The sequence below is a fragment of the Bradyrhizobium sp. CB2312 genome (assembly GCF_029714425.1).
Classification (GTDB): Bacteria; Pseudomonadota; Alphaproteobacteria; order Rhizobiales; family Xanthobacteraceae; genus Bradyrhizobium.
Window position 1 is genome coordinate 5,357,817 of the sequence record NZ_CP121668.1, and the last position, 13,421, is coordinate 5,371,237.

The 13,421-nt window shown below is 66.1% G+C and carries 8 protein-coding genes; 2 read left to right on the forward strand and 6 right to left on the reverse strand.

Annotated features, from left to right (window positions below; translation table 11 throughout):
- Positions 1-100 precede the first annotated feature (100 nt).
- The 6 genes from QA642_RS26370 to QA642_RS26395 all read right to left on the reverse strand — a co-directional run bounded on the left by QA642_RS26370 (position 101) and on the right by QA642_RS26395 (position 8,252).
- On the reverse strand, positions 101-1,012 hold the full coding sequence (locus tag QA642_RS26370; RefSeq protein ID WP_283079450.1) for a DMT family transporter: 912 nt from the start codon (positions 1,010-1,012) through the stop codon (positions 101-103).
- A gap of 174 nt (positions 1,013-1,186) precedes the next feature.
- The gene (locus QA642_RS26375; protein WP_283079451.1) at positions 1,187-2,062 is read right to left on the reverse strand and encodes a DMT family transporter; all 876 of its coding nucleotides are present in this window, start codon (positions 2,060-2,062) and stop codon (positions 1,187-1,189) included.
- A gap of 14 nt (positions 2,063-2,076) precedes the next feature.
- Positions 2,077-2,958, reverse strand: a complete 882-nt coding sequence (locus tag QA642_RS26380; protein WP_283079452.1) for an NAD(P)-dependent oxidoreductase — start codon at positions 2,956-2,958, stop codon at positions 2,077-2,079.
- Positions 2,959-2,960: 2 nt separating this feature from the next.
- Positions 2,961-4,092 (reverse strand): peptide chain release factor 2 gene (gene prfB, locus QA642_RS26385; RefSeq protein WP_283079453.1). Its coding sequence is split into 2 segments (ribosomal slippage): positions 2,961-4,022 and positions 4,024-4,092, totalling 1,131 coding nucleotides; the frame shifts between segments, so codons are not numbered across the junction.
- A 108-nt stretch (positions 4,093-4,200) separates the two neighbouring features.
- Positions 4,201-6,711: a penicillin-binding protein 1A gene (locus QA642_RS26390; RefSeq protein ID WP_283079454.1), complete on the reverse strand. Its 2,511-nt coding sequence runs from the start codon at positions 6,709-6,711 to the stop codon at positions 4,201-4,203.
- A 245-nt stretch (positions 6,712-6,956) separates the two neighbouring features.
- Complete coding sequence (locus QA642_RS26395) at positions 6,957-8,252, reverse strand: N-acetylmuramoyl-L-alanine amidase (RefSeq protein WP_283079455.1); 1,296 nt, start codon at positions 8,250-8,252, stop codon at positions 6,957-6,959.
- Between the two features lie 704 nt (positions 8,253-8,956).
- Here QA642_RS26395 and QA642_RS26400 point away from each other — a divergent pair.
- The gene (locus QA642_RS26400) at positions 8,957-12,073 is read left to right on the forward strand and encodes an Rne/Rng family ribonuclease (protein WP_283079456.1); all 3,117 of its coding nucleotides are present in this window, start codon (positions 8,957-8,959) and stop codon (positions 12,071-12,073) included.
- 65 nt (positions 12,074-12,138) lie between these two features.
- Complete coding sequence (locus tag QA642_RS26405; RefSeq protein WP_283086980.1) at positions 12,139-13,371, forward strand: FAD-binding oxidoreductase; 1,233 nt, start codon at positions 12,139-12,141, stop codon at positions 13,369-13,371.
- Positions 13,372-13,421: the final 50 nt, after the last annotated feature.

The window sequence follows — 13,421 nt, forward strand, 5'->3', positions numbered from 1 at the left end:
TCCCCTGTTTTGTAGTCTTGTTTTGCTGGGAGTGTCGCAAGCAGGTCGAGGGCTGGCAAGCGATACGATTTTCCGCGGCATGAAACGCTGGATCGGGAACTTAAGCGATATGACGCAGCAGGCCGAGCGCGCGTCCGTCAATCACCAGCAACGCGCTGCCGATGATGATCGCGCCCGCGATCTCCCGCGCAGAGATCGGCTCGCCCAGCACCAGCCATCCCAGCAGGATGGCGGTGACGGGAATGAGCAGCGTCACCAGCATCACATTGGTTGCCCCCGAGCGCTGAATGATTTGAAAGAAGACAATGTAAGCGAGCGCCGTTGAAAGCGCGGCGAGACCAAGAATCGCCAGCCAGGTCGCGACGCCCGGCATTGCCAGATGCCATGGCTGCTCCACCGCGCCGGCAACGACCGCCATCATCACCGTGGACGCCATCAGCTGAAACGTCGCCGTTCCAAGCGGCGGCGAGTCCTTGAGCAGCCGCCGCGCCGCCAGCGCCGCGAAGCCGTAACTGAGGGCACCTGCGAGGCAAAGCAGGATGCCGAGCCCCTGCCCCGGTCTCGTCTCGATGCCCCATCCGCGCAGGATGACCACTCCGACGACGCCCAGCGCCACGCCGGCCACCCGTCGCATCTGCAAGGCCTCCTCGCCGGCCGCTGCCATCACGATCACCGTGAATAGCGGCGTCGTGGCATTCAGGATCGAGGCGAGTCCGCTCGGAATGAAGGTCTGGCCAATCACGATCAGCGAGAACGGAATGACATTGTTGAGCAGCCCGATCGCGATGAACGGCTTCCAGCCGGCGGTGTCCTTGGGAAAACTGATGCCCTGCATGCGAAGGAGTGGCAGCAGAATGGCTGCCCCAAGCGCGACGCGCAAAAACACCAGCGTCAGCGGCGGCAACTCCCGCAGCGCCGCGCCGTTGAAGAAGAACGAGCCGCCCCAGAGGATCGAGAGCACTGCGAGCAGCGACCAGTCTCGCGCGTCGATCCGGTTGTCGTTCGGGGGCATACGTCTCGCCTCAGTGGCCGAGCCTGTCGCCTAGAGCATGATCCGGAAAAGTGCGCAGCGGTTTTCCGAAAAGATCATGCGCAAACAACAAACTAAAGCGCGATGACGATTCATCCTGATCTCATCGTGCTTTAGGACGGCACAGCCAACTTTCCCACCCGATTTCCGAGAACGTTATGAGGTCCGTCGCGTCCGGGCATCGCCGGCGATGTCGGCGACCACCGCGCCGATCACCAAAGCTCCGCCAATGAGCGCGTGCACGGCCGGCACTTCGCGAAACGCAGCCCAGATCCAGAACGGCATCAGCGGCGTTTCCAGAGTCGCGATCAGCGAGGCTTGCCCTGACGGCAAGAGGCGCGAGCCGAGCATGTAGAAGGTCAGGCCGAGCGCGACCTGGAGGCACCCGAACATCGCGAGGATCGCAAGGCCGTTGCTGCCGACATGGGCGATGTCGTGGGCGAACGGCAGGCTGACGAGGCTTCCCAGGAAGTTCGAAAGCGCAGCCGCCGCCACCATCGACGTCTCGCGGTGGCGCCGGACCACCACCGTCATGGCGGAGATGGCGATCACCATCAGGCAGCTCAGGGCCAGGCCGCCAATATCAGCGCCGGCTTGCACGCCGCCGACCGTGATGACGACGCCGGCAAAGGCGATCAGGCTCGCAATGAGCGTGCGCCACGTCGCGGCTTCGCCGAGCCACAGCCACGCCAGCGCGGCGGCGACAAAGGGCTGGGTTGCGATCAGCACCGCGACATTCATCACCTTGGTCATCTGAAGTGCGGGGATGAACGAGACCATGCCGATGGTGGACAAGGAGGCGACGAGCAAACCACCCCTCCCCGGCACCACCAATTGCCACAGAGCCGCGCGGCCCTGCATGACGACGAGAAACACGCTGATCAGGCTGCCCGCGAACACGCCGCGCCAGAACAGGATGGTCCAGGGATCGAACGGCAGCAGGCGGGTGAAGAATGGTGCCGTGCTCCAGGCAACCGCAGCAGCGATGACGAGGGCAATGCCGAGACCGCGTTCTGATCGAGGCTGCCCCATGCTGATACCTCCGGCTAGGACGGCTTCTTCGGACGCGACACCAGCTCGATCATCCTGCCCTCGTCGTCATCAGGCATCGCGGCCTTCGCCTGCGCGTAGGACTCGACCGCGGCGCGTGACACGAGCGGCTTGTCGGCAAGCAGGCTTTCCGCGAGCCTCACCGCGTAGGCTGCATCCTTGTGCCGAAGCGCCGCCGTAAACGTCGCGCCGCTGAAATCGCGGGCGACCATGCGCCTGGAGTGGCGCTGCACCTGCGGGCTCGCGGCGACGCCCGCCTGGATCGAGTCCAGCACGAGGTTCATGTCGAGCCCGGCCTGCTCGGCGATCGCCAGCCCTTCTGCGAGCCCGGCGATCTGGATCGCGCCCATGAGATTGTTGATCAGCTTGTAGACCGTGCCGGAGCCGACCGCGCCGAAATGACGGATGGTCGAGCCGATCGGTTCGAGGAACGGCCGCGCGCGTTCGAGATCAGCCGCATCCGCACCGACAAGCAACGTCAGCTTCCCGACGGCCGCCGCGTCCGGCAATCCCGTCACGGGGCAATCGATGTAGATCAGCCCGCGCGCATTCAGCTCGCGGCCCATCTCGCGGGCGTGGTCATAGGAGACGGTGGAGCATTCGATCGCGATGGTGCCGGCCTTCGCCGTCTTCGCCGCGCCTTCAGGCCCGAGCCAGACCGCGCGCGAGGCTTCGTCATCGGCAACCATGGTCACGACCGCGTCGGCATCGATCGCAGCATCCTCGGGCGAGGTCGCCCAGAGCGCGCCGCGCGCGATCAGGTCCTCCGCCTTGGCCTTGCTGCGGTTCCACAGCGTCACCGTGAAGCCGGCATCGAGATAGCGGCCGGCCATGCCATGGCCCATCCGCCCAAGCCCGATGAAGGCGACGCGGGTCATCGCTAATCCACGTCCTCGATTTCGCCGCTCGTGGTGCCGAAGGCGCGCTGCGCCAGCGTCGCGGCCATGAACTCGTCGAGATCGCCGCCGAGCACGCCCGATGTGTCGGAGGTCTGCACGCCCGTGCGCAGGTCCTTCACCATCTGGTAGGGCTGGAGCACGTAGGAGCGGATCTGGTGACCCCAGCCGATGTCGGTCTTGGCGGCTTGGTCGGCGGCGGCCTTCTCCTCGCGCTTCTTCAGCTCGATTTCATAAAGGCGGGCGCGCAGCATGTCCCAGGCCTGCGCACGGTTCTTGTGCTGGGAGCGGCCGGCCTGGCAGACCACGGCGACGCCGGTCGGAATGTGCGTCAGGCGCACCGCGGATTCGGTCTTGTTGACGTGCTGGCCGCCGGCGCCGCCCGAGCGCATGGTGTCGACGCGGACGTCGGATTCCTTGATGTCGATCTTGATGCTGTCGTCGATGACGGGAAACACCTGCACGCTCGAAAACGAGGTGTGCCGCCGCGCGTTGGAATCGAACGGCGAGATGCGCACGAGGCGGTGCACGCCGGCTTCCGTCTTCAGCCAGCCATAGGCGTTGTGGCCGGAGACCTGGATGGTCGCGGACTTGATGCCGGCCTCTTCGCCCTCGGACTCCTCCAACACCTCGACCTTGAAGCCGTGGGTGTCGGCCCAGCGCGTGTACATGCGCAGCAGCATCTGCGCCCAGTCCTGGCTCTCGGTGCCGCCGGCGCCGGCATGGACCTCGAGATAGGAATCGAAGCGGTCGGCCTCGCCCGAGAGCAGCGCCTCGAGCTCGCGCCGTGCGACTTCCTTCTTGAGGTTCTTCAGCGCCGCTTCGGCCTCGGCCACGACGCCGTCATCGCCCTCGGCCTCGCCGAGCTCGATCATGCCGATGTCGTCTTCGAGCTCCTGCTCGACCTTGCCGATGCCCGAGAGCGAATCCTCAAGCGAGGTGCGCTCCTGCATCAGCTTCTGGGCTTTCTGGGGATCGTTCCAGAGGTTGGGATCTTCTGCGAGCTTGTTCAGCTCAGCGAGGCGCGCCGTCGATTTCTCGACGTCAAAGATGCCTCCTCAGCAGCCCGACTGACTGCTTGATCTCTTCTACCAACCGTTCGATTTCGGCGCGCATGTGGCTCTCTGGTCTCGCGGAATCCCGCGTGCATTTCGAGATGGGGATGTAGCGGCGGCGGCTGCAAAGCGCAACCGCCGGAACCGCGATCGTCAGCCTTATCCGCGGCTACCACAGCCCGCCGGTGCCCGGCCGCATGAGGAAGCCGGAATCCGGCTGCTGCTGCTGCGAGGCCGGCATGCCGCCGCGCGCGTCGGCGTCGGCCACACCGATGACCGCATAATTATCCGGCGGCGCCGTGCCCGGCTTGAAGGCTTCGAGGATGGTTCCGCCGGTCTCGCCGGGGCCGGCGCGCATGCCGGTCTTGGCGACGACGCGCACCAGCTTGATGCCGGCCGGCACCTTGAACGGAACGGCGGGCTTGTCGGCGAGCGCGAGCTTGAGGAAATCGCGCGCGATGGGCGCGGCCAGATGGCCGCCGGTCGCGGCGTTGCCCTTACCGAGCGCGCGCGGCTTGTCGTAGCCCATATAGATGGCGACGGCGACGTCGGGCGAGAAGCCGACGAACCAGGCGTCCTTGGCCTCGTTGGTCGTGCCGGTCTTGCCGGCGATCGGCTTGCCGACCTCCTTGACCACGGTCGCGGTACCGGCCTGCACCACGCCTTCCATCAGCTCGGTGATCTGATAGGCGGTCATGGAATCCAGCACCTGCTCGCGGCGGTCGATCAGCTGCGGCTCGGGCTGGTTCTTCCAGCCGCCGGGTGCGTCGCAGCCGCGGCATTCGCGCTGGTCGTGCTTGAAGATGGTGTGGCCGTAACGGTCCTGGATACGGTCGATCAGGGTCGGCTTCACGCGGCGGCCGCCATTGGCGAGCATCGAATAGGCGGTCACCATTCGCATCGCAGTCGTCTCGCCGGCGCCGAGCGCGTAGGACAGATAGTTCGGCAGCTCGTCATAGACGCCGAAGCGGCGGGCATATTCGCCGATCAGGGGCATGCCGATGTCCTGCGCAAGGCGCACCGTCACGGTGTTGAGCGACTGCCGGAGCGCGTTGCGCAGCGTCACCGGCCCCTGGAACTTGCCCGAGGAGAAGTTTTCGGGCCGCCACACGCCGGCGCCCTGGCCCTGGTCGATTTCGATGGGCGCGTCGAGCACCACGGTCGAGGGCGTGTAGCCGTTGTCGAGCGCGGCCGAATAGACGATCGGCTTGAACGACGAGCCCGGCTGCCGGTAGGCCTGCGTGGCACGGTTGAACTGGCTCTGGTCGAACGAGAAGCCGCCGACCATCGCGAGCACGCGGCCGGTCCAGGGATCCATCACCACCATCGCGCCGGACACTTCGGGGATCTGGCGCAAACGGTACTGGCCTTCGACCGGCTGTCCTTCCTTGCTGTAGAGCGGATCGGCATAGATCACATCGCCAGGCGCCAGCACCTGCGCCACGGACGTCGGCGTCTTGCCCTTCGCATTGCCCTGGGCCGCCCTCGCCCAGCGCACGCCGTCGAGGGTGACAAGGCCGGTCTCGCGTTGCTTGCTCACGGCGCCGCCGAGCTCACGGCTCGGCTGGAAGCCGATGCGCGCCGACTGATCGCTGGTCTCCAGCACCACCGCCATGCGCCACGGCGCGATGTCGGACAGCGACTTGATCTCGGCGAGCTTCACGCCCCAATCGCCGGAGATATCGAGCTTGCTCATGGCGCCGCGATAGCCCTGCTGCTCGTCATAGTTCACGAGACCCGAGACCATGGTCTTGCGCGCCATGACCTGGATCTTCGGATCGAGCGTGGTGCGGACCGAGAGACCGCCCTCGTAGAGTTTCTTCTCGCCATAACGCTCGAAGATGTCGCGGCGGACTTCCTCGGCAAAGTATTCACCGGCGAAGGTGTGGGCGCCGCCCGAACGGTTGGTGACGGCCAGCGGCTCCTTGCGCGCCTTGTCAGCGTCGGCCTGCTTGATCCAGCCGTTCTCCAGCAGACGGTCGATGACGTAGTTGCGGCGCTCGACGGCGCGATCACGGTTGCGGACCGGGTGCAGCGTCGCCGGCATCTTCGGCAGGGCCGCCAGATAGGAGGCTTCCGCCACGGTCAGCTCGTTCACCGACTTGTCGAAATAGACCAGCGAGGCGGCCGCGATGCCGTAGGCGCCGAGGCCGAGATAGATCTCGTTCAGGTACAGTTCGAGGATCTTGTCCTTCGAATAGGTCTTCTCGATGCGCATCGCCAGCAAGGCTTCCTTGATCTTGCGCGAGAAGGAGACCTCATTGGTCAGCAGGAAGTTCTTGGCGACCTGCTGGGTGATCGTGGAAGCGCCCTGCGGACGGCGGTTGGAGCCGAAGTTCTGGAGATAGAGCACACCGGCACGCGCCATGCCGGTGTAATCGATGCCGCCATGCTCGTAGAAATTCTTGTCCTCGGCCGCGAGGAAGGCGTTGATCACGAGCTTCGGCACCGCCTGGATCGGCAGATAGAGCCGCCGCTCCTTGGCGTATTCGCCGAGCAGAGAACCGTCGACCGCGTGCACGCGGGTCATCACCGGCGGCTCGTAATCCTGAAGCTGAGAGTAGTCGGGCAAGTCCTTGGAGAAATGCCAGATCAGGCCTGCCACGGCTCCGACACCGACAAGGAACACCACCGTTCCCGCGGCGAACAGGAAGCCCATGAACCGCACCAGCAAGCGCATTATGTGTTTATCCGTTCAAACCCTGGATCAGTCCAGTATCAGCCCCATAGGACCTAAAAACTGGCACCTAAAACTGGTGCCAACCTCACGTCGCGAATTCACCGGCCTACGCAATCACATGAAGGCCGAGCCTAAAGACGCTTGCCGAGCGGGATTCTCTCCGATTCCGGAACCCCCTGCGGCATTTTTATAAAGCGCCCGCTGTGGCCAAACTAGGGCTTTTGCGGCGGGACGGAAAAACCCTTTCAATTCGAGGGACCTGCCGTGGCCAGTCGCTTGGCCAGGAACCCGTCGATCGCCTGTGCCATCGCGCCTACGGCCTTGGAGCGCCAGCCCTCGGACACCAGGTGCCCGAGATCGCCCTTGTTGGAGACGTAGCCGATCTCGACCAGGACGGACGGGACGTCGGGTGCTTTCAGGACCCGGAATCCGGCCGACTTCAGGGGATGCTTGTGCATCCGTACGCTCGACTTCATTTCGCTCATCAATAGGCGGGCGAAACGGTTTGAAAACGTGCGGGTTTCCCGCTGGGTGAGGTCGATCAGGATGTCGGCGACATCGGTCGGCTCTTCCGCCAGATTGAACCCCGCGATGGCATCCGCCCGGTTTTCCGCGTCCGCCAACCGCTGCGCCTCGGCGTCGGAGGCCTTGTCGGACAGCGTGTAGATGGTGGCGCCCTGCGCGTCACCCTCGGCCTTGGGCAGCGCGTCAGCGTGGATCGAGACGAACAAGGCCGCTTTCAGGTTACGGGCGATTTTGGTTCGGTCATTGAGCGGGATGAACGTGTCGTCGTCCCGCGTCATCACCACACGATACTTACCGGCCTTTTCGAGCCTGTCGCGGAGCGCCAGACCGAAGGCCAGCACCAGATTCTTCTCGCTCTCGCCGCTCGACTGGGTGCCGTTGTCGATGCCACCATGACCGGGATCGATCACGACCACCGGACGGCCATCGGCCTTCTGCTGCGCCGTTTCCGGAGCCGGGGCGGCCGGAACCGTCGCCGGCGGCGCATCGGCGATCGCGGGCCGCAGGTCCGGACGCTTTTCCGCAGGAATCGTCGGCACGAAAGCGGCGCGGTCGACCTCCTCCAGCTCGAGCACGAGCCGCGCCGGCTGACCGTTGGCCGCCTCCAGCACGTAGGAATTGGCGATCTTGGCGGGTCCCGTCAGGTCGAACACGATTCGCGAGCCGCCGGGCATGACGAGGCCGTAACGGAAGGCCTTGACCAGCCCCCGCCCCCCAGTCCCGGTGCCGGCGGGCAGCTGAAAATTGAGCTGGGGCACGTCGACCACGACCCGATACGGGTCGGCCAGGGTCACGGTGCGGAAGGTGACGGTCTGATCGAGGTCGAGGACGAAGCGGGTCTGCTTGGCATCACCGGCGAGGCGCGCGGCCGAGGCAATCGGAAAATTCGCCGCTGCCATAGCGGGTTGCGGCTGGCTTTCCGCCGCCCTCAGACGCCAGGAATCAGCGCCCGCCAATAGTGCAGTGCACAGCAGCGCGCCACCCAGCAAAACCCTTTGATTTGTGCGGCTCGCCACCGATTCCGTGCCTCCGAGCGGCCCTTTTAACGCAATAGAACCACAGGGTTAATCGATCCTTAATGACAAAAATGCGAAACTCGCCGACTGTGACCGCCGTGCGACGCTCCCTTGCACGGTTGGCCCATTCCACGTATGTACGGAATGCTGACGGCCGATATTTCCGGTTGTGTCGCATTCAGCCTCCCGGTGCAGCGCCGGAGCTCCCAAGGTTTGGGAATTCCTGCGTTTTCCGTTCCCCTCTAAGACCAGCGCGGTGCGCGGCAGCGAGGTGGAATGGGCTAAAGCCCCGGTGGCGGACGGTCCCTGGTTACCTCAGCGTGTCCGGGACGGTTCTGACAGCGGCGTGACCATTTACCCGATCCCTTAATCCCAAGGGAGCGGTTCGTAATCCCAAGGCGAGCGCGCTCGCGCCATGCCTGGCCAGCAGCAACTGATTGAGGGGCGGCCCCGCCGCCCAATGCTTCATACGGGCCGACGCTTGATGCGCCAGACTGTGCCGACGAATTCTGAAGGACCGTTCGCGACGCTGCGGAGTGACAATCCCGCGCGCCGCCTCGGTCCCGAAGCTTCCGGTTCGGCAAGGCGCGAGAGACGGCGTTTCGGCCTTCCCCTCACCCCCGAATCAGGTGGACCGTCGCGTCACCCGGCAGCGCAATTCGCGCCCACGGTCGATCGCGCCCGCCGCCGCCAAGAGTTAAGACATGCCCAACAAGATGTTGATCGATGCCACCCACCCGGAAGAGACCCGGGTCGTCGTGGTCCGCGGCAATCGCGTCGAAGAGTTTGATTTCGAGACCGCGCAACGCAAGCAACTGCGCGGGAATATCTACCTCGCCAAGGTCACAAGGGTCGAACCCTCGCTCCAGGCCGCTTTCGTCGAGTATGGCGGCAATCGCCACGGCTTCCTCGCCTTCAGCGAAATCCATCCTGACTACTACCAGATCCCGGTCGCCGACCGGCAGGCGCTGATCGAGGCCGAGGAACAGGCCCATCGCGAGGCCGAGGAAGAGAGCGAGAACCGCTCCCACGGCCGCCGCCGCTCGCGCCATCGCAACGCCCGCCGCCGCGGCCACGGCGAGCGCGTCCGCAGCGACATCGTCGAAGGCCTCGAGGCCGGTGCCGATCCCGCGGCACAGCCGGTCGAGGGCGAAGCCCTGCACACCGAGGGCGCATCGCACGAGGGCGAGCACCTGCACGCCGACGCGGAGCATCACGGCGAGCACGAGGGCCACGAGCATCACGACCATGGCGATCATGATCACCACGATCATGACCATGAAGCCCATGGGCACGACGACCACCATCATGCCCATGATGACGATCACGCGCACGATCATGACGACCATCATCATGACGACGAGCACGATCATCACGACCATGATTATGCCGCCGAGACGCCCACGCCCGTCGCAGCGCTCGGCGCCGAGCCCGAGGTCGCAACCGAGACCGCTCCCGAGCCGCAGGAAGCCCAGACCTTCGAAGCTCACACCTCCGAAGCACATGCCGAGGCTCTGGCCGAAGCCGTGACGGCCGCCACGGAACCGGCCGATGCCGTCTACGCCGCCGGCGATGTCGCCGAGGCACCGCACGCCGAGGCCGCGGACGGTGAAGACGACGAGGACGAGGACGGCGAGGAAGCCGAAGAGGAAGTCGTCGAATCCGTCGGCGGCGACGACGTGCTGGAGGAAGTGCCCGAACGCACCTTCCGCCCGCGCCGTCAGTACAAGATCCAGGAAGTCATCAAGCGCCGCCAGGTCATGCTGGTGCAGGTGGTCAAGGAAGAGCGCGGCAACAAGGGCGCTGCGCTGACCACCTACCTCTCGCTCGCCGGCCGCTATGCCGTGCTGATGCCGAACACCGCCCGGGGCGGTGGCATCAGCCGCAAGATCACCAGCGCCCAGGACCGCTCGCGCCTGAAGGAAGTGGTGCAGGACCTCGACGTGCCCGAGGGCATGGGCATCATCCTGCGCACCGCGGGCGCCTCCCGCACCAAGCCCGAGATCAAGCGCGACTTCGAGTACCTGATCCGGATGTGGGAGACGGTGCGTGACCTGACGCTGAAGTCGCAGGCCCCGACCCTCGTCTACGAGGAAGGCTCGCTGATCAAGCGCTCGCTGCGCGACCTCTACAACAAGGAGATCGACGAGATTCAGGTCGCCGGCGAATCCGGCTACCGCGAAGCGCGCGACTTCATGAAGATGCTGATGCCCGCCAATGTCAGCGCGGTGAAGCAGTATCGCGACGGCCAGCCGCTGTTCTCACGGATGGGCGTCGAAAGCCAACTGGATGCGATGTTCTCGCCGACCGTGCAGCTTCGCTCCGGCGGCTATGTCGTGATCAACCAGACCGAGGCGCTGGTCTCGATCGACGTCAACTCCGGCCGCTCCACCCGCGAGCACCATATCGAGGACACCGCGCTCAAGACCAATCTGGAGGCGGCCGAAGAGGTCGCCCGCCAGCTCCGCCTGCGCGATCTCGCCGGCCTGATCGTCATCGACTTCATCGACATGGACGAGAAGCGCAACAACCGTGCGGTCGAGCGCAAGCTGTCCGATTGCCTGAGGCAGGATCGCGCCCGCATCCAGGTCGGTCGCATCTCGCATTTCGGCCTGCTGGAAATGTCGCGCCAGCGCATCCGCGCCAGCGTGCTGGAATCCTCGACCGATCCGTGCCCGCATTGCGGCGGCACCGGCCATGTCCGCTCGGTGTCCTCGGTGGCGCTCCAGCTGCTGCGCGGCCTCGAAGAGATCCTGATGAAGGGCGCGACCCATAATCTCGTGGTCCGCACCCGCACCGACGTCGCGCTCTATGTGCTGAACCACAAGCGCGGCCATCTGCGCGACCTCGAAAACAGCTTCAAGGTCACGCTGTCGATCATCGCCGATCCCAGCGTCAGCGGCCCGCAGGCCTATCTGATCGACCGCGGCGAGCAGGTGCATACGCTCGAAGCCGCGAAGGCGCTGCTCGCGGCGCAGGCGGCCGCGAGCCCGCCGCCGCTGGCTGAAGACGCCTATGACGACGAGGAGTTCGATCCGGAGCTGGAATCCGAGGTCGAAACCGAGGAGAGCGAAGGTCTCACTGAAGAACAGGCTGCCGGCGAGGCCGGCTCCGAGCAGGACGGCCAGCGCCGCAAGCGCCGCCGTCGCCGGCGCGGCCGCGGTGGCCAGCGCGACGGCGAGCTGCGCGAGGACAGCCCGCCCACCCTTCCCGAGGCGGCCGTGGCTGCCGGCGAAGGCGAGGACGATTCCGAATCCGAGCAGGACGGCGAGGAAGGCGAGGAGCAGGCGGCCCGTGGCGAGCAGCAGGGCGGCGGCGAGCGCCGGCGCCGGCGTGGTCGCCGCGGCGGACGCCGTCGGCGTGGCGGTGGCGAGGAAGGTCTCGCCGGCTCCATCGGCGACGAGCTCGCGGCCAATGTGCCGCCGGAAGCGAGCGACGCAGTCGCCGATTTCGACAGCTTCGGCAACGAAGCTGCGCCCTCGATCGCACAGGCCGAGCACGTCGCCGAGCCGCAAGCTGCTCAGCCTGAACCGCTTGCCGAGGTGCAGCCCGAGGTGCCGGCCCAGCAGGAACCCGCTCCCAGTACAGCGGCCGAAGAGTCCGCCGACGACAAGGCCGCGCGACGTCGCTCCACGGTCCGGGAGAAGGTGAGCTTCCTGACGAGCAGCCAGAGCGAGCCCACAACGCCGGTTGCGCAGGCGAGCGAACCGGTCGCTCCGCCCGCGCCGGCCCCTGAGCCCGCGCCGGAAACGACGATCGAGACTCCGGCCGCGCCGCGCCGCGCCGGCTGGTGGTCACGGCGCTTCGGCGGCGGCGAGTAACAGGAACATCCAGATGAAACCGCCCGGCCAAACCGGGCGGTTTTGATTTGGCGAGGTCAGTGTCGATGCAAAGTGCGATCGTTCTCGGCGGCGGCATGATTGGAGTCAGCGCGGCGCTGCACCTGCGGCAGCGCGGCTGGGCTGTCACGCTCGTCGACCGTAGGGAGCCGGGCCGCGAGACCAGCTACGGCAATGCCGGGATGATCCAGGCCGAAGCGGTGCGCCCCTATCCGATGCCGCGCGACCTCGCCTCGCTGCTCAAGATCGCGACCGGCCGCACCAACGACGTGCGCTACAGCCTGTCGTCGCTGCATCTCCATATCGAGCCCCTGCTCCGCTATTGGTGGCATTCCGCGCCGAAGCGGCACCGCGAGGCCATCGACGCCTGGGCGCGGCTGATCGCCTACGCGACGAGCGAGCACGACATCCTCATTCGCGAGGCGCACGCCGACAATCTCATTCGTCGCGCCGGATACCGGCATCTGCATCGTGACGCAGCTTCGTTCGATCAGGCCGTCAAGGCCGCGGAAGACGACGCGCGCGAATTCGGCGTGAGGTTTCGCGCGCTCTCGGGAGCCGAGCTCGCCAAGGCCGAGCCGATCCTGCGCGACGACCTTCCCGGCGCAATCCACTGGCTCGACACCTGGACCGTGTCCGATCCCGGCGCGCTGGTCACCGCCTATGCCGAGCTGTTCGAGCGCCTCGGCGGCAACATTGTGCTCGGAGACGCCCAGAGCCTGCAGCAGACCGCGACCGGCTGGTCGGTCAATACCGACAAGGGACGCATCGACGCCCCCCACGCCGTCGTGACGCTCGGACCATGGTCGCCCGATCTGCTGCACAAGTTCGGCTACCGCATTCCGCTGGTGCGCAAGCGCGGCTACCACATGCACTATGCCGGCGGCGCGTCGCTCGATTTGCCGCTCGTCGACAAGGGCCGCGGCTATGCCATGGGACCGATGGCCAAGGGTATCCGCATCACCACCGGCGCGGAATTGACCGGCATGGATGCGCTCGCAACGCCGGTGCAGCTCGCCAGCGCCGAGGCCTCCGCGCGCGAGCTGATCGATCTCGGCCAACGCGTCGAGCCGGATCCGTGGTTCGGCACGCGGCCCTGCACACCCGACATGCTGCCGGTGCTCGGGCAGGCTCCGCGCCATCCCGGCCTCTGGATGAACTTTGGCCACGGCCACCAGGGCTTTACGCTCGGACCCGCGACCGGACGCCTGCTCGCGGAGATCATGAGCGGCGAGCCGCCGGCGATTGATCCCGCGCCTTACCGGCCGGAGCGGTTCTAACCCTCCGCATTCGCAGCAAACACCGCGAGCACGGCCGAAATCCGCATCAG

What these genes read in the sequence shown, in the direction of transcription:
- QA642_RS26370 (WP_283079450.1), bottom strand. Translation starts at nt 1,012, where the DNA reads ATGCCCCCGAACGACAACCGGATCGACGCGCGAGACTGGTCGCTGCTC.
- QA642_RS26375 (WP_283079451.1), bottom strand. Translation starts at nt 2,062, where the DNA reads ATGGGGCAGCCTCGATCAGAACGCGGTCTCGGCATTGCCCTCGTCATC.
- QA642_RS26380 (WP_283079452.1), bottom strand. Translation starts at nt 2,958, where the DNA reads ATGACCCGCGTCGCCTTCATCGGGCTTGGGCGGATGGGCCATGGCATG.
- QA642_RS26390 (WP_283079454.1), bottom strand. Translation starts at nt 6,711, where the DNA reads ATGCGCTTGCTGGTGCGGTTCATGGGCTTCCTGTTCGCCGCGGGAACG.
- QA642_RS26400 (WP_283079456.1), top strand. Translation starts at nt 8,957, where the DNA reads ATGCCCAACAAGATGTTGATCGATGCCACCCACCCGGAAGAGACCCGG.
- QA642_RS26405 (WP_283086980.1), top strand. Translation starts at nt 12,139, where the DNA reads ATGCAAAGTGCGATCGTTCTCGGCGGCGGCATGATTGGAGTCAGCGCG.